Origin of the sequence: Achromobacter sp. NFACC18-2 (assembly GCF_900108985.1) — a bacterium.
In the GTDB taxonomy this organism is placed as follows: domain Bacteria; phylum Pseudomonadota; class Gammaproteobacteria; order Burkholderiales; family Burkholderiaceae_B; genus Achromobacter.
On record NZ_FNYM01000001.1, the window covers coordinates 343,309 to 360,016 of the forward strand.

At 70.3% G+C, this 16,708-nt stretch carries 13 protein-coding genes; 6 read left to right on the top strand and 7 right to left on the bottom strand.

The window, feature by feature from the left end; all coding sequences use genetic code 11:
- Window positions 1–117: 117 nt before the first annotated feature.
- Entirely contained in the window at window positions 118–369 is a 252-nt protein-coding gene (locus BMW75_RS01585; protein ID WP_092575844.1) for a hypothetical protein, read from the top strand.
- Here BMW75_RS01585 and BMW75_RS01590 read toward each other — a convergent pair whose 3' ends face one another.
- Complete coding sequence (locus BMW75_RS01590; RefSeq protein ID WP_092575847.1) at window positions 370–1,422, bottom strand: DNA topoisomerase IB; 1,053 nt, start codon at window positions 1,420–1,422, stop codon at window positions 370–372.
- 182 nt (window positions 1,423–1,604) lie between these two features.
- On the opposite strand from BMW75_RS01590, the gene BMW75_RS29380 reads away from it, so the two are divergent.
- The 3 genes from BMW75_RS29380 (at window position 1,605) to BMW75_RS01600 (ending at window position 3,114) form a co-directional block, all read left to right on the top strand.
- A complete protein-coding gene (locus BMW75_RS29380; protein WP_172805887.1) occupies window positions 1,605–1,769 on the top strand; it encodes a hypothetical protein in 165 nt (54 codons plus the stop codon).
- Window positions 1,770–1,819: 50 nt separating this feature from the next.
- Window positions 1,820–1,972 carry a DUF3309 family protein gene (locus BMW75_RS01595; RefSeq protein ID WP_076520934.1) on the top strand — a complete coding sequence of 51 codons (153 nt, stop codon included), beginning with the start codon at window positions 1,820–1,822 and terminating at the stop codon, window positions 1,970–1,972.
- Window positions 1,973–2,157: 185 nt separating this feature from the next.
- Window positions 2,158–3,114 carry a 2-hydroxyacid dehydrogenase gene (locus tag BMW75_RS01600; RefSeq protein WP_092575849.1) on the top strand — a complete coding sequence of 319 codons (957 nt, stop codon included), beginning with the start codon at window positions 2,158–2,160 and terminating at the stop codon, window positions 3,112–3,114.
- Window positions 3,115–3,147: 33 nt separating this feature from the next.
- On the opposite strand, the gene BMW75_RS01605 is transcribed toward BMW75_RS01600, so the two are convergent.
- Window positions 3,148–3,984 carry a universal stress protein gene (locus BMW75_RS01605; RefSeq protein ID WP_092575852.1) on the bottom strand — a complete coding sequence of 279 codons (837 nt, stop codon included), beginning with the start codon at window positions 3,982–3,984 and terminating at the stop codon, window positions 3,148–3,150.
- 158 nt (window positions 3,985–4,142) lie between these two features.
- Window positions 4,143–6,266 carry an FUSC family protein gene (locus tag BMW75_RS01610; RefSeq protein WP_092575855.1) on the bottom strand — a complete coding sequence of 708 codons (2,124 nt, stop codon included), beginning with the start codon at window positions 6,264–6,266 and terminating at the stop codon, window positions 4,143–4,145.
- 265 nt (window positions 6,267–6,531) lie between these two features.
- Here BMW75_RS01610 and BMW75_RS01615 point away from each other — a divergent pair, with 265 nt between their 5' ends.
- Together BMW75_RS01615 and BMW75_RS01620 are read left to right on the top strand one after the other, a co-directional pair.
- Window positions 6,532–7,443 (top strand): EAL domain-containing protein, encoded by a 912-nt coding sequence (locus BMW75_RS01615; protein WP_092575858.1) that lies wholly within the window; start codon window positions 6,532–6,534, stop codon window positions 7,441–7,443.
- A 261-nt stretch (window positions 7,444–7,704) separates the two neighbouring features.
- Complete coding sequence (locus BMW75_RS01620) at window positions 7,705–7,884, top strand: hypothetical protein (protein ID WP_076520929.1); 180 nt, start codon at window positions 7,705–7,707, stop codon at window positions 7,882–7,884.
- Between the two features lie 171 nt (window positions 7,885–8,055).
- Here the strand turns inward: BMW75_RS01620 and treY are convergent, their stop codons facing one another.
- Genes treY through glgX form a run of 4 tightly spaced genes read right to left on the bottom strand, consistent with a single transcriptional unit; the run spans window position 8,056 to window position 16,707 of the window.
- Complete coding sequence (gene treY, locus BMW75_RS01625) at window positions 8,056–10,683, bottom strand: malto-oligosyltrehalose synthase (RefSeq protein WP_092575861.1); 2,628 nt, start codon at window positions 10,681–10,683, stop codon at window positions 8,056–8,058.
- On the bottom strand, window positions 10,680–12,812 hold the full coding sequence (malQ, locus tag BMW75_RS01630) for a 4-alpha-glucanotransferase (protein ID WP_092575864.1): 2,133 nt from the start codon (window positions 12,810–12,812) through the stop codon (window positions 10,680–10,682). Before malQ ends, treY begins: the two co-directional genes overlap by 4 nt.
- Complete coding sequence (treZ, locus tag BMW75_RS01635) at window positions 12,809–14,599, bottom strand: malto-oligosyltrehalose trehalohydrolase (protein ID WP_092575866.1); 1,791 nt, start codon at window positions 14,597–14,599, stop codon at window positions 12,809–12,811. The genes malQ and treZ overlap by 4 nt, the downstream gene beginning before the upstream one ends.
- Entirely contained in the window at window positions 14,596–16,707 is a 2,112-nt protein-coding gene (gene glgX / locus BMW75_RS01640; protein ID WP_092576280.1) for a glycogen debranching protein GlgX, read from the bottom strand. Before glgX ends, treZ begins: the two co-directional genes overlap by 4 nt.
- Window position 16,708: the final 1 nt, after the last annotated feature.

Sequence of the window (16,708 nt, forward strand, 5' to 3'; positions counted from 1 at the left end):
GGACAGCCAGAGGCGGTGCGCCAGCCGGCACATCCGCTTGCAATTTGAAGGGCTTGACTGTTTTTCCCGTGGATCTGTCGCCGTAGGATGAAGGTTCGCAACTGGCTGGAGAGAACCATGAAACCTTCGCCCGAACCCAAGCCCGCCGCGTCGGCGCGCACCGGCGAGACCCCGCAGGACAACGCTAAGATACTGCCGCCGCGCGGTCCCGTCGATGTGCCAAAACAACCGGATAAACCCGATGCCAGCACGCCCGACGAAGCGGCGCGCGACAAGCGCGAGGTGGTCGACAACCGCACCGAATCCAATTGGGCCGACGGCTCCGCGCCGCAGCCTCGCGCCAAGAACGCCCGGTCGTCGATTCTCTGATCACGCATCGTCAGCCGCCTGGTCGTGCAGGAAGGCGAGCAGGCGGCGCTCGTCGGCGGCCAGGCCGCGCGGGCCGGGCGGCGCCGCCGTGGGACGCGGCAACGTGCCGGTCAGATAGGCCTGCAGAATCGCGGGATGCACATAACAGGTGCGGCAGACGGCGGGGGTGTTTGCCAGGCGTTTGGACACCTGCTTGATGACGTCCACCGCTTCCTGTTTGGCCTGCCGCTCGTCGACGAACGGCCGCGCCTGCAGGGCGGCATAGGCCATGACCGAGCCCGCCCAGGTCCGGTAGTGCTTGGCGGTGTACTCGCCGCCGCCCGCCTCGCGCAGGTAGGCATTGACGGCGCCCGAGTCGATGGGACGCCGGGCGCCGTCCGCGTCCAGATACTGGAAGAGCTGCTGGCCGGGAATGTCCAGGCACTGCTTGATGACGCGTGCCAGGCGGCGGTCCGTCACGGTCACGTCGTGCGCGACGCCGCTCTTGCCCTGGAACTGGAAGCGCAAGCGGCTGCCGGCCACGGTGGTGTGGCGGCGCTTGAGCGTCGTGAGGCCATACGACTTGTTGGCGCGGGCGTACTCGCGCCCGCCGATGCGGATCAGCGTGATCTCCAGCAGGCGCACCAGGACGGCGATCACCTTGTCCTGCGTCAGTCCCGGGATCTTCATGTCGCGTTCGACCTTGCGGCGGATGCGGGGCAGGGCATGGCCGAAGGACAGCAGGTTCTGGTATTTGGTGGCGTCGCGCACCGCCGTCCAGGCGGCGTGGTAGCGGTATTGCTTGCGCCCGCGCGCATCGCGCGCCGTGGCCTGCAGATGCCCGCGCGGCGATGGGCAGATCCACACGTCTTCGTAGGCCGGCGGAATCGCCAGCGCATTGATGCGCTGGATTTCGGCGTCATCGGCGATGCGCCTGCCTTGCGCGTCGACATAGTGGAAGGTGTGGCCGTTGACGCGCACGCGCGTGTAGCCCGCCTGCGTGTCGTCCACGTAGATCAGCGAGGCCGGCTCGATGGGCGGCGGCGCCTGTTCTGGGTGCGTGCGAGGGCTCATTCATTCTCCGTGTGCGCGGGCTGCGCCCGGGCCCAGCATGCGCCGTTCCCGATGCCTGGGCATGGCGCGAAGGCGCGGTTTGGGCACGGGGCTTGCTGATGCTGCTGTCGGCAATCGCGTCGCCTGATCCGCCCAGCGGGCCGGCCGCGCCGGCCTCGAGAGAATCTTCAGAGGAGAGTGCAATGCAAACCGTCCTGCAGTTACATGTGCCGCCCAAGCCGGACCCGATACCGCCCGGCTCGCCGCCGGGAGATCTTCCCGTCGATCCGGACACGGACGAACCGGACGTGGACCTGCCGCCCTTGTCGCCGCCGGTCAAGGAAATCGTGCCGCCGAAAGACATCTGATGGATGCCTGCCCCCTCAACAACTCAAATCAATAAAGACAAGGAGTCACCATGTCGACCATCCTCCTGATCATCCTGATCCTGCTGCTTATCGGCGCCGTGCCGGCTTGGCCGCACAGCCGCAGCTGGGGCTACTACCCCAGCGGCCTGCTGGGCATTGTCGTGATCGTGCTCATCGTGCTGCTGTTGATGGGACGGATATAGCGGCCTGACAGCCGTGTCGAATCCGCCTGGCGCCCACCGCGGCAGCCAGGCGGATTTTCATTTGGGCGCGGCCAGCCGTTGCCCATCCGCTGGTCATCCCTTGGCCAGCCGGATGGCGCGCACCCCGGGGCGGGCGTAAGATCGGCGGGTTTTTCCGCAGCAACCCACACACTCGCAGCCCCGCCATGCCCATTCCGCTACTGATCCTGATCGACAGCGTCCAGGACTATCTTCCCGCCATCGAAGCCCAGGGCTTTCGCCCGATTCTCGCTCCCTCCGACCAGACCCGTGCCCAGGCCATCGCGCGCCATGGCGCCGAGATCCGCGCCGTGCTGACGCGCGGTGCGACCGGCCTGCGCGCCGACGAGATGGCGGCCATGCCGCACCTGAGCCTGGTGTGTTCGCTGGGCGTGGGCTATGAAAACATCGACCTGGCGGCCGCGCAGGCGCGCGGCCTGGTGGTCACGCACGGACCGGGCGCCAACGCGGTGTCGGTCGCCGACCATGCGATGGCGCTGCTGCTGGGCGCCGCGCGCCGGCTGCCGCAGGCCGACGCCTGGGTTCGGCAGGGGCACTGGAGCGGCTTCATGGGGCCGCAGGTGACCGGCAAGCGCCTGGGCATCCTGGGCCTGGGCACCATCGGACTGGAAATCGCGCGCCGCGGCGCGAACGGCTTTGGCATGCGCGTGGGGTACTTCAACCGCCGCGCCCGCCCGGAATCGGGGTATGCGTACTTCGACAGTCCGCGCGCGCTGGCCGCCGAATCGGATTTCCTGGTGGTGGCCACGCCCGGCGGCGCAGGCACGCATCATCTGGTGGATGCGGCGGTGCTGGAGGCGCTGGGGCCCGAGGGCTATCTGATCAACATCGCGCGCGGCAGCGTGGTCGACACCCACGCGCTCATCGCCGCGCTGTCTGAACGGCGCATCGCGGGCGCCGGGCTCGACGTGGTGGATGGCGAACCGGCCGTTCCGGACGCCTTCAAGCGTCTGGACAACGTGGTGCTGACGCCGCACAGCGCGGGGCGTTCGCCCGAGGCCGTGGCGGCGACCGTGGCGCTTTTCCTGGAAAACGCCCGGGCGCATTTCGCGGGCAAGCCCGTGCTGACGCCCGTGCGCGACGCGCAGCCCGCCGCCCCTTGAACGGCACGGGCGGCGCCGGCCCCCGGCGCTGCGTCAGTGCGAGAACATGATGGGCACCGTCATGCTTTTGAGGATGGACGCGGTGGCGCCGCCCATCGCCCATTCGCGGAACTTGCTGTGCCCGTACGCGCCCATGACGATCAGGTCGGCGCTGTAGTCCGCGGCGGCGTTCAGGATGGTGCTGCCCACGCCCACGCCCTTGATGTCGCGGCGCACGTGGTCGGGCGCGGGAATGCCGTGCGCGACGCAATAGGTGACCAGGTCTTCGAACGGGATGGAATCCACGTTGCGGGTGGCGGCGCCTTCATCCATGGTCAGGACGACCAGTTGCGTGGCCCCGCGCAGGAGCGGCGCGGCGTCGGCCAGCGCGCGGGCGGCTTCGCGGCTGCCATCCCAGCACAGCAGGACGCGGTCGCCCACGACCGCGAACTGGCCGCTGGAGGGCACGACCATGACGGGGCGGCCTGCCGATAGCAGGGTCTGTTCGACGAATTCGTTCTCGTGGGCGGCCTCGACGTCGTCGCGGTTCTGCTGGCTGACGATGATGAGGTCGGTGGCGCGGCCGTGCAGGGCGACGGTGGCGCTGGGCGAGGACTCTCCGGCGCGGACGATGGCCGGGATGTCCGCGTTGGCCGCCGCTTCCAGGAACGCGTTCTGCACCGCGGCGCGGTTCTGCGCCTGCAGATCCTTCATGACGTTGAGCGTGCGCGACATCATCACGGATTCGCCGTAGTAGTACTGCGGCGGTGCGGAGCTGGCGTAGACCCCCACCAGTTCGGCCTTGTGGCGCCTGGCCAGGCCCAGCGCCAGCGTGGTGCGGCGCGAGCAGTCGAAACCGTGGTCCAGGTGGACGGAAATGCGGCGGTACATGGTGGGCCTCCTTGGTTAAATGCGTGCCATGTCCCTATGGTTGCCGTTTACCTTCCAAGACCCATTGATGCGCATCAAGCCGCCCGGAGTTTCGCGCAGGCGGCTCAAGTCGCCCGCGATGCGCGGCGATACCCGACGCCCCCCGGCGATGCCCGGCGCTAGGAGGCGGGCTGCTCGCGTTGCACCTGCTGGCGCAATTGCCGGATCTGCCGTGCCTGCTGCCCGATGCGGTCCAGGGGCGCGGCCAGCGACGGCTCGGCCGCGGCGATGGCGGTCGGCACGTTCAGGCCGCGGGCTTCCTTTGCAGGGGCCGGCCCGTCCGGATGCAGCACGTGCGCCAGCGTGGTCCCGTAGTCGCGCAGCGCGGCGGCGGCGGGCGAGTCCGCGGGCAGCCCAGGCTGGATTTCCAGCACCGTGCCCGCGGCGGTGATGCGGCGCATGGCGTTGAGCAGGTTTACGGCGGTATCCACGTTCCGGTCGCGGTGCACCGGGTTTTGCTGCAGCCGCTGCAAAGACGCCTCGGCGTTGTCGGCCGACAGGCAGGCCAGCCTGCGCAACCCGACGATGTCGCGCTCGGCCCCGGCGCCGCTCTTTTCGTGGGTGAGGGCAAGCGCGTAGTCGGCATGGCACTGCAGCGCGCGGGCCAGGGCGCCGGCGAGCTGGCGGGGCTCTTTTTCGGGCCAGACCAGAAAACCCACCAGCAGCGCCAGGATGCCGCCCAGCACGCTGTTGAACGCGCGCAGCGCGGCCAGCATGGGCTCGTAGATCTCGGGTTGCTGGATATGGCTGACCAGCACGAACTGCGAGGTCAGGAAAAAGGTGAAGAGCGCGTAATGGATGGTGCGGGCGGCAAAGGTGCCCAGCGCGATGGGCAGCACCGCCAGGGCCACGGACAGCGGCGTGCTGAGCAACAGGCCGAGCAGCGAGGCGCCGATGGCGCCCGCGACGCTCCCGGCGACGCGCTCGAGGGTGCGCTGCCAGGTCGTCGCGAAATACGGCTGCAGGATGAACACCAGCGTGAGCGACATCCAGTAGCCATGGTTGACGGCGAAGGTCTTGGACAGCGCCACGGCGATGGTCGCGCCCACGCCCACGCGCAGCGCGTGGCGGAAGGCGTCGGACTCGAAGCGCAGGTTCTGGCGCAGCGTGCGCCAAGCCTGCCGCGCGCCGCTGGCGTCGCTGCCGGTATGGGCGGGCGCGGCGGGCGCGGGGCCCTGGTCGAACAGCGCGTGCATGACGGCCTGGGCGGTGTGCAGCAGGCGGTCCAGGACGGGCACCACGGTGGCGAGATCCGGCGCATAGGCCATGGCGCCGCCACGCAGGTCGCGCAGGCCGGCGTTGTAATGGGCCAGGCGCTCGCGCAGGCATTCCGCCTGTTTGGCGTCATTGACGTCGGAGGTGCTGGCGATGGCGTTGCAGACGCTGGCGTAGCGGTGCAGCGCGTGCGACAGGTGCGCGCCCGCGCTGCGGCCCAGCCAGCGCGGCGCATTGGACTCCAGCAGGTCGGCGGCGGCGACCAGCGCGATGAAGCTGTCCTCGGCGCTGTCCAGCAGGTACAGCAATTGATGGGCGCGGGCGCGGCGCGACGGGCGGGCGTCCAGCACTTCGCGGATGCGGACCCGGGCCGCTTCCAGGGCGGCGCGCTGCGCACTGCGCTGGGGCCGGACGACGGCGCTCCAGGCCTGCGGGCCGCCAGCGGGCGCCAGGCCGGAATACATGCGCGCGAGCGCGTCGGCAAAATCGGCCAGGCCGCGATAACTGTGCGCGACCGCGTGGGTGGCGTCCTTCCAGGGGCGGCGGCGCCACACCAGCGCGGTCATGAGAATCGCCCACACCGCGCCGGCCAGGAAGAACAGGGTGTACCAAAGGCTTTCCAGCAGCGTGGGGGCGGGCAGCTCCGCGGCCACCACGAAACCGGCCGACAGCAGGGTGCCGACGATGGCGGCCGCCGGGCCCAGCACGCGCAGCAGCCCGCCGAAGGTGCAGCAGACAAAAGTGAGCGGCAGCAGCAGCCACAGATGCGCGGCGCTAGCGCTGGCCAGCAGGCAGAACAGGGCGCCGATCAGGCCCAGCGCCAGCATGGATCCGGCCCGCTTGCGCAAGGGGCCGCCGGGGTCGCCGAAGCATGCCCAGAACGCCGCGATGGCGGTCCAGCCCAGGCGCGGTTCGTGCACCAGCACGGCGAGGATGACGGGGGCCGCGCTGATGGCGGCGGCTTGCAGGGCGTCGAGCCACAGCACATTGCGCACGGCGGCGCGCCAACGGGTAAGCAGACTAGTCACGCGGGAATGAAAGCAGCAAAGTAAGGGCCGGACGAGGCCGGACGGGCCGGATGCCGCCAACCCTACCATGTCGACAAGACGCCGGCAGGCTTGTCCCGCAGGCATGCCGCGCCGGGCGCGGAAACATGAATCCGCGCACCTTAACACGTGTTGTTACATATATGTGACTTTATGGCGGCGAGGGCGCAGAATGCCCGAAATCACTGCGCCTCGACCTGCGCCCGGAACGCGCAGGCCCGCAGCCGGGGCGCGCCGGGAGCAAGCCATGATGAATCCAGAGTCTTGCCAAAACCCCGTGGTGGGCGATGCGGAAATTGCCGCGATGATCACGGGCAGGGATGGACTGCGCGTCCTGTTGCAGCCGCAGGTGGACCTGCTGACTGGCCGCATCGTGTCGGCCGAGGCCCTGGTGCGATGGCAACACCCCCGGCTGGGCACCGTGATGCCGGCCGAGTTCATCCCCGCGGTGAACCGGCTTGGCCTGGACCGGGTGCTGTTCGAGCGGGTCTGCGTGCGGGTCATCGACGCGCTGCTCACGCTGCGCCGCGCTGGCCTGGCGGTCCCGCTGGCGATCAATGCGCCGGCCACCACGCTTTCCGAGATGCGCTCGGTCGAGTTCCTCCTGGACCGGATCCGTGCCGCGGAATTGCCGCCGTCGCTGGTGCGCGTGGAGCTGACCGAAGACCAGCCCATCCGGGACCTGGATGTATTGCGCGCGTCGCTGCTGCGCCTGGAAGAGGCGGGCTGCGAGGTCAGTCTGGATGATTTCGGGACCGGCCATGCCTCCCTGAAACTGTTGTCCGCGATTCCGCTGTCCGAAGTGAAAATCGACCAGTATTTCGTCACGCGCATGCGGCGCAGCGCCGTGGCCTTCGAGGTGCTGCGCGCCGCCGCGGAACTGGCCACGCGGCTGGGCTGGCGCGTGGTGGCGGAAGGCGTCGAGAATGTCGCCGACATTCCCGCCCTGCGCGCGGCCGGCTGCCGATACGGGCAGGGCTTTTCGCTTGGCCGTCCCATGCCGCTGGACGAACTGATCCTGCGGCTGCGCACGCAGCGCGATGGCGGCGAACCGCTGGCGGCGCCTGCCGCCTATGCGTCGGCCTGGCTGAACGCCTTCGACAGCCCCGGGACGGACGCGGAACCGGATCGGCCCACCCATCACACCGCGACGCTGTAGGAAGGTTCGGGAATCCGGTTCAGTGCCTTGGATCCGGACCCATTAGGACCCTTAGGGCCCTGGAATTCTCAGGATTCCCAGGACACCCACGACGCCTGGGACGACCCCCGAGCGCACTTTTTACCGATCATTGGACGCCGGGACACTCGCCGCTTTCGTCCCCCGATACCGCACTGCCCAGGCCCCCGGGCGGACGCCGTTTGGGCACGCCGGTTGCTCATCTATCCAGGCGGAATCTCTCCGCATCTTAGGAGACGAGTAATGGCCAATCAGAACCAGCCCGACCAGCAAAAGCAGCCCCAAAAGCAACAGTCCCAGGAGAACCCGCGGGACCGCAACCAGTCGCCGGGCCAGCAACCCGGTCAATCTGGCCAGCAGATGGAAAAAGACAGCAATCAACAGGGCCAGAGCCCGGGTCAGCAGAACAAGACCCAGCGCTGAGCGCGCGGGCTGCGCGCGCCACGTAACCAGCCCGTGTGACGCCGCGTAGCTTTTTACGGCCCCGTTCGCGCCTCCTCCGTGGCGCGGACGGGGCCGTTTTGCTGTTTCCGGAACTCCGGAACTCCGAAACTCCGGAAATCCGGAACCAGGACGATTGAATCCTCGTTCCGCCTACGCCGACAGGCACAGCGCGGCAGGCCCGTCGCGCAGCACGTCCGCCAGCGGCAGCACGTCCCCCGATGCGGCCCGGATACGGCGTCCGGTCAGGGCGTCGTGCAACGACAGGCGCGGCCCGCCCTCGGGCAGGCGCAGCGCCGTGTCGCCCCAGAATGCCCGCGCCTGCTCGGCCTCGCCCCGAGCATAGCCCTGGACCTGCAGGGCGCACAGCCGGGATCCCACGATCAACGCCGTCTGGCCTTCGTGCTGGCGCAGGAAGGCCAGCACGTGCCCGGCCTGGCTGCCTTCGGCCCGCAGGTGCAGGAACACCCCGCCGGTGAACGGCGCGGGCGTCCGCTGGCGGGCCAGCAGCAGGCGGTGGATCAGTGCCTGCTTGACCGCGCCCGACTGCCAGGCCGGGGCCGCCAGGTCCATCACTGCTTCCCGCGAGGTCTCGGCCAGCAGCGCGGCGCGCAGGGCGTAGTCGACCGGCCGCCGGTTGTCCGGATCGACCAGGCTGAAATCCCACAGGTCCGTTCCCTGGTACAGGTCCGGCACGCCGGGCAGGGTATTGCGCAGCAGGGTCTGGGTGAAGGTATTCACCATGCCGGCCGGGGCCAGTTCCAGCGCGAAGTCGGCGATGCCGGCGAGCACCCGGCGCCCCTCGGCATCCTGGCCCAGCCAGGTCAGGCATTCCTTGGCCGCGGCCTCGTAGGCCGGGTCCTGATCGGTCCAACTGGTGTGCAGCTTGGCTTCGCGCAGGGCCTTTTCCTGCCACTGCGCGATGCGGTCCAGCCAGGCTTGCAAGGCATCGGGCGCCCAGCCGGACGGGTCCGCGCCCCAGGCGGGCGCCCAGGCCCCGATCAGGGTCTGGATTAGCATGTAGCGGTCGGCCCGCGTGATGCCGCCCGGCAGCGCGTCGATCCAGCCGCCGGCCAGCTCCAGCCAGCGGTCGGGCATCTCCGACAGCACGGCAAGCCGGGCGCGCGTGTCCTCGCCCCGCTTGTGGTCGTGCGTGGCGGTGGCCAGCATGGCGCGTGGATGGGTGCGCGCGCGGGTGGCGCAGGCGTCGTAGAAGTCTTCGGCCGACAGCCCGAAGCGGTCCGGCGATGCGCCCACTTCGTTGCGCGACAGCAGCGGGCCATAGCGGTAGAACAGCGTGTCCTCCAGCGCCTTGGCGGCCAGGGGCGGCGTCAGTTGCTGGAAGCGGCGCAGCACGGTGGGGTCGGACGCGTCGCCGTCCAGCCACTGGGCAAGCTGAGCCAGCAGCGCCGCGTCGGCAGACCCCTCGCGCGCGGCCAGCGCCGTCGCGGCGCCGCGGACCGCGACGGCGCGCCAATGGGCGTCCGCGGGCGAGCGGCCCGCATCGTCGGCGTAGGTGCGGTAAACGGGAAAGGCGGCCAGCAGCGCGCTCAGCGCGCGGTCGATGGCGGTGGCGGTGAGGTCGCGCGTGCGCAGGTCCCGCGCGGCAAGCTGCTCCAGGCAACGCACCAGCGCCTGCCGCTCCGCCGGGAAATGGCGCGCCAGCATGCGCACGCGCGCCGCGCGTAGCTGTTCGCCGGGCTCGCGCCCGTCGTCGGTCAGGGCGTGCCAGAAGGCGCGCAGCGGCTCGGCGGCCTGCGGCGCGTGCAGCAAGGCGCCCACCTGGTCCATGAAGTCGTAGCCCGTGGTGCCATCCGTGAGCCATCGCGGATCCAGCACTTCGTCAGGCCCCAGGATCTTTTCCACCACCAGGTACGGCTGGTCTTGGCGCAGCGCCGCCGGCCGGCTGGCGCCGGCTTCGGCAAGGCGCGCCGACAGGCGGCGCAGGTAGCCGCCCGGCGAGGCCAGCCCGTCGATGTGGTCGATCCGCAGGCCGTCCAGCACGCCTTGCGCAACCAGGCGCAGCACCAGCGCGTGCACGGCATCGAAGACCGCCTCGTCCTCGACGCGCACGCCGACCAGTTCGCTGATTTCAAAAAAACGCCGCCAGTTGATCTGGTCCGGCGCCGTGCGCCACCAGGCCAGGCGATAGTGCTGGCGTTCCAGCAGTGCGTGCAGGTGCTGGCGCCCGGCCGGTTGCGCGGGGTCGTGTTCGCGCAGCCAGGCCTGGCGCTCGGCGCCGCGCGGCACGGAGGACGGCGTCAGGGGATAGCGCTGTCCATGCACCTCCAGTTCGGGCGCGGGCGCGTCGTCGTCCCATTGCGGCGTGATGGCGCCGTGTTCCAGCGACACGCCGTACGGGTCGCCGAGCACGGGCAGCAGGACCTTGTTGCGCAGCGCCGGCGCGGGCGGATGCCAGTCGATATCGAAATACGCCGACCAGGCGCTGGCGGGGCCCTGGGCCAGCACGTCGCGCCACCATGCGTTGGCGGGGTTCGCCGCCATGTGGTTGGGCACGATGTCGGCCACCAGGCCCAGCCCCCGCGCCCGGGCGGCGCTGGCCAGGCGAAGCAGGGCGGGCTCGCCGCCCAGTTCCGGACTGACGACGGCGTGGTCGATGACGTCATAGCCGTGGGTGGAGCCTTCTCGCGCACGGGTGATGGGCGACAGGTACAGATGGCTGACCCCCAGGTCCGCGTAGTAGTCCACCTGGGCGCACGCGTCGTCGAGCGTGAAGCCGGCATGCAGTTGCAGCCGGGCGGTGGCTTGCGGTGTGCTCACGGTTTTCTCCTTCCGTCGCGCGCGGCATCCAGGCGGGCCTGCGTGGCGGGGTCGGCAAAGATGGCGCGGATGCTCAAGGGCAAGCGTTGGCGCCAATTGGGATGGGTGTCGATGGTGCCGGGCAGGTTGGGCTGGTCCAGCATGCCCACGATGTCCTCCATCGGCACCAGCAGCAGCGGGCACGGGCTGGAAGACACGAAGCGCAGCAGCGCGGGAATCGGCGCCTGCCTGGGCAGGCTGCCGGCGTCCGGGTCCGCGGTGCGGGCGAGCAGTTCACGATCGGCCGCGCGGCCGGCGCGCAACTGCTGCTCGTCGTCGTCGGCGCCCAGCAGGTCCAGCTTGACGCGCCAGTCGATGTCGCGCTCTTCCCACCAGCCGCGCAGGGTCGGCAGGTCGTGCGTCGTGGTCATGGCGACGGCGTGCGCGGGCCAGTCGGCGGGGGCGGTGAAGCCGTCCGGGGCATCCGGACCGGGCTGGGCGTCGGGGGCCTGACGCATGAACCACAGGACGTTCATGCCAAGCACGCCGTTGTCTTCCAGCCGCTGGTCAAAGCCCTCGGGCACGGTGCCCAGGTTCTCGCCGATGGCGCAGGCGCGGTGGCGCCAGGCCTCCAGCGCGGTCAGCGCAAGCAGCTCCTGCAGCGGATAGCGCAGGTAGGCGCCGTCGGCGGGCGAGGCGCCTTCGGGCACCAGCCACAGGCGGGCCATGCCCAGGATGTGGTCGATGCGCACGCCGCCGGTGTGCGCCAGCACGGCGCGCAGCATGTCGATGAAGGCGGCATAGCCCTGGGTGTGCAGCGCGCGCGGGGAGAACGCCGTGAGCCCCCAGTTCTGTCCCAGCGGGTTGTAGATGTCGGGCGGCGCGCCCACCGACATGCGGCCCATCAGGTCGGCCTGCCGGCTCCATGCGTGGCTGCCGTCGGGGCTGGCGCCCACCGCCAGATCGGCGAGCAGGCCCAGCCGCATCCCGGCCTCGCGGCCCGCGTCGTGCGCCGCAGCCAGGCTTTCCGCCGCGAGCCACTGCGCGAACTGGTGGAAGTCCACCTCCAGCGTATGGTCCTGCGCAAAGCGCGCGACCTGGGGCGAGGCCGGGTCGCGCAGGGCCGCGGGCCAGGCTTGCCAGGGCGGGATCGTGCCGTCCGGCTTGCGCTGGGCGGCGTGCAGCGCCTCGAATACCGCATGGTCACGCAAGGTCTGGCCGCGGTCGGCGCAGAATCGCGCGTAGCGTGTCCGCAGGCTGGCGTCGCCGTGGCTGGCAAAGTCCGCATGCAGGGCGCGCAGCGCCCGCAACCGCACGGCGGCCGCGGCCGGCCAGTCGATGAGATCCAGGCCGTCCAGCGCGCTCAGTTCGGCCGATGCGGTGCCGCCCAGCGCGCGCGCCATGGCGTCCGGGCCCAGCACCGACGCGGGCGCGGCGTACAGCACGTTCAGGAACAGGCGGTTGGACGGCGAATACGGGCTGGACCGCTCCGGCTGCGCCGTAAACATGGCGTGGACGGGGCTGATGGCCAGCATGTCCGCCCCTTGACGGGCCGCAGCCACCGCCAGTTCGCGCAGCGCGCCGAAATCGCCGAACCCATGCGTGCGCGGCAGGGACGCGTCCGCCTCCTGGCGCAGGCTGTACACCTGGGCGGCCAGTCCCCAGCAGCGCGGACGGCTCTCGCCGGTCAGGTCCGCCAGGCTGGGGGCCTGCAACGGCGCGACCGCCAGTGTGGCCTGCACGGAGAGCAGGACAAGGCGGTGGTAGCCGGGCTCGTCGGGCGCGACGAGGCAGGGCGCGCCATCGCGGCCCTTTTGGATCATGCCTTCGATGACGCGGCCCGATTCGCACAGGATGCGGTAAGGACCGCGCGCGGTTGCGGGCAGCGCCGTTTCGGTACCGCAGCGCGTGACGATCATGGGGGGCAGGGCGTCGCCGGACTGCGCCGCCAGGCGCTGGCGGCTCTCCTGGATGTCGCGCGCCGTGGCGGCCGGCAGGTCCATCGCCGCCAGCAGGGCGCGCAGCGTGTCGGGCGCCACGCGCTGGGGGCGCTGGCGGGCGTCCGACCAGTGTTCCGCGATGCCCGCCTCGGCGGCCAGCGCGGACAGGCCATCGGAGTCGGTGTTGGCGTTGGCGGCGCCGCGCTTCATGCCCGCTCCTCCAGCAGCCATACGGTGCAGTCCGGGCACAGCTCGCCCTGTTCGAGCCGCGCGCGCCCGCCCGCGAGCGATTCGAACAGCAGCGTGGATTGCACGTCCGGGCCGGGCATCAGCGCGGGCGCTACCGCCTGCGGGTGGGGCCCGAGATTGGTGTAGACCGTGAGACGGGCGCCGTCGGCCAGTTCCCATCGCGCATAGGCGCTGCGGTCGCCGACGGCGGCGGCGCCCAGGCTGACCGCGCCCGCCAGCCGGGGCGTGATCAGCCGAGCGCGCAACTGCAGCAGCGCGGTGTAGTCGCGCAGCCAGTCCTGGGCGTCCGCCTCGTCCGCCTGCCACGGGTCGCTGGCGCGGTAGGTCTCCACCGCGTTCGGGTCCGGCACCTGCGCGGCGGGCGTATCGCCCGCGAACTCGGGAAACGCGGAGAACTCGCGCTGCCTGCCTTCGCGCACCGCCTGCGCCAGGGCCGGATCGCCATGGCTGGTGAAGTACAGGAAGGGGGTGCGCGAGCCGCGTTCTTCGCCCATGAAGATCAAGGGAATCTGCGGGGCCAGCAGTTGCAGCGCCACCGCCGCGCGCAGGCGGTCGGGATGGTCGACCAGGGCGGTCAGCCGCTCGCCGCGCGCGCGGTTGCCGGTCTGGTCGTGGTTCTGCAGGAACAGCACGAAGGCGGTCGGCGGCAGGTCCGCGCTGGGCTCGCCCCGCAACTGGCCCCCGCGATAGGTCGAGGGCTGTCCCTGGTACAGCCAGCCCTCGGCCAGGCAGCGGGCCAGCGCCTGGGCGGGCGCCTCGGCGTAGTCGGCGTAATAGCCTCGCGATTCGCCGGTCAGCAAATGGTGCAGGACGTGGTGGGCATCGTCGTTCCACTGCGCCTCGAAGTCGCCCCGCAGCAGGCTGGCGCGGTTGTCGTCGTTCTCGACCACCAGGTGCACGTGGCGTTCGGCCGAGACCCCGTCGCGCACGAAACGGGCCAGCTCGTGCAGCCATTCGTGCCCCGCGATCGCATGCACGGCGTCCAGGCGCAGGCCGTCGAAGCGGTATTTCGTCAGCCAGTACAGCGCGTTTTCCTTGAAGAAGGCGCTGACCGCTTCCTGGCGGAAGTCGATGGCGGCGCCCCAGGGCGTGTCGATGTCGGTCCGAAAGAACGGCGCGGCGTAGGCCGACAGGTAATTGCCGTCCGGGCCGAAGTGGTTGTAGACCACGTCCAGCATCACGCCCATGCCCAGGCCATGGGCCTGGTCGATCAGCTGCTTCAGTTCGTCGGGTGTGCCGTAGGCCGTGTCGGGCGCATAGGGCAGCACGCCGTCATAGCCCCAGTTGCGCTCGCCCGGAAAATCGGCGATGGGCATGAGTTCCAGCATGGTGACGCCCATGGCGGCCAGCGCCGGCAGCCGGGCAGCCAGGCCCGCATAGCCGCCCGCCAGGCCCGCATGCACCTCGTAGATGACGGTTTCTTCCCAGGGCCGGCCGGTCCATTCCGGATGGCGCCACTGGTACGCGCCGGGCGCCACAACGATGCTGTCGCCATGCACGTCGCCATCCTGCAGGCGCGAGGCGGGGTCCGGGACCACCGTGTCCGCGTCCAGCCGGTAGCGGTAGCGCGCGCCCGGCGGACAATCCACGTCCGCCTGCGCGTAGCCGTCCGGGCCCGGACGCATCGGGATGGGCGGATGCCCCTCGACTTCGAGGGCCAGGCCGGCCGGGGCGCTGGGCGCCCACAGCCGAAAGCGCGTCACGCCGCTGTCCAGCGGCACCGCGCCGAAGGAATAGGCGTGCGTCATGTCGCGTCTCCCGATTCCTCGCGCTGGGACAGCAGGACCAGGCTGTGCGGCGCGACCGTCACGGTCGCATCGTCCCACGGCCGGGGCGCCGCCGGCTGGTCCGAATCCAGTTCCAGCGACCACGGCAGAGCAGGCTCCGGCAGGGTGAAGTCGACCGGTTCGTGCGTGGGATTCATCAGCAGCAGGGTCACGTCGACCCCGCCATCGGGTCGCTGCGCGGCGCGGCGCAGGCCCATCACGCGCTCCTGTTCCGATTCCCAGGCGGGCGCGTCCAGTTGCGCGCCGGCGGCGTCGAACCACGAGATGGCCGGTATGCCCGGCAGGATCTCCTGGCCGGCGTCGCCGTAGCGGGCGATGCGCACGCTGGGATGGGCGCGGCGCAGGGCGGTCAGGCGTCCCACGTAGCGGCTGAGCGCGCGCCCGGCGTCGCTCTGCGCCTGCGTCCAGTCCAGCCAGGACGTGGCGTTGTCCTGGCAGTAGGCATTGTTGTTGCCGTCCTGGCTGTTGCCGAATTCGTCGCCGGCCAGCAGCATCGGCGTGCCGTCCGACAGCATCACCGAGCCGAGCAGCGCGCGCTGCACCCGGCCGCGCGTCTCCAGGATATCCGGGTCGTCGGTGGGGCCTTCCGCGCCCCAGTTGTGGCTGAAGTTCTCGGAATGGCCGTCGTTGCCGTCTTCGCCGTTGGCCTCGTTGTGGCGGTTGTCGTAGCTGACGATGTCCGCCAGCGTGAAGCCATCGTGCGACGCGACGTAATTGACGCTGGACCAGGGACGGCGGTGGCGGCGGTCAAAGATGTCGCGCGAGCCGCACAACCGGGCCGCCATGTCGCCGCGCATGCCTTCATCGCCGCGCCAGAAGCGGCGCGTGGTGTCGCGAAACTTGTCGTTCCATTCCGCGAACCCGGGCGGATGGTTGCCAAGCTGGTAGCCGTCGGGCCCGATGTCCCAGGGCTCCGAGATGAGTTTCAGCCGGGACAGCACCGGGTCCTGCAGGATCACGTCGAAAAAGCCCGAGCCGGGATCGTAGCCATTGCCTTCGCGCCCCAGCGTCACGCCCAGGTCGAAACGGAATCCGTCCACGCCGTAGGAGGTGGCCCAGTAGCGCAGCGAGTCGGTCACCATCTGCAGCACGCGCGGGTGCGACATGTTCACCGTGTTGCCGCAGCCGGTGTCGTTGATGTAGTAGCGCTCTTCGCCCGGCATCAGGCGGTAGTAGCTGGCGTTGTCCAGGCCGCGCCAGGACAGCGTGGGCCCCATCTCGTTGCCTTCGCAGGTGTGGTTGTAGACCACGTCCAGGATCACTTCGATGCCGGCCGCGTGCAGGCGGCGCACCGCCTGGCGCAGCTCGTTGGGGTGCTGCATCAGGTAGGTCGGCTCGGGCGCGAAGTACGACAGGGTGCTGTAGCCCCAGTAGTTGCGCAGCCCGCGCTCGGTCAGGAAGTGGTCCTGCAGGAAGGCGTAGACCGGCAGCAGTTCCACGGCGGTCACGCCCAGCCGCTGCAGATGCTCGATGAAGCGCGGGTCGGCCAACGCCCCGCAGGTGCCGCGCAGCGGCTGGCGCAGGTCCTCGCGCTGCATGGAAGCGCCGCGCAGGTGGACCTCGTAGATCGTGGTGTCGTTCCAGGAAGTCGCGGGCGCCTCGTGGTTGCCCCAGTTGAACGGGGTGGCGTCGGCCACGATCGCCTTGGGCATGGCGGGCGCGCTGTCGCGGCGGTCAAAGCTCAGGTCCAGCCGCGAATGGTTCATGCGGTAGCCGAACAGCGCGTTGCTCCAATGCAGCGGTCCGCTCAACTGGCGGGCGTAGGGGTCCAGGAGCAGCTTGTTCGGATTGAAGCGATGCCCGTTGTGGGGATCGTAGGGACCATGAGCGCGGTAGCCGTACAGCAGGCCGGGCTCCGCGTCCGGCAGATAGCCATGCCAGATCTCGTCCGTGCATTCGGGCAGGTCGAAGCGGCGCAGTTCTTTGCGGCCCTTGGGGTCGAACAGGCACAGCTCCATCCGCGTGGCGTGCGCGGAGAAGACGGCGAAATTCACGCCCAGGCCATCGCTGGTGGCCCCCAGCGGGTAAGGTTGTCCGGCGGTGATACGTGTCAGTTGGGACGGGTCCATG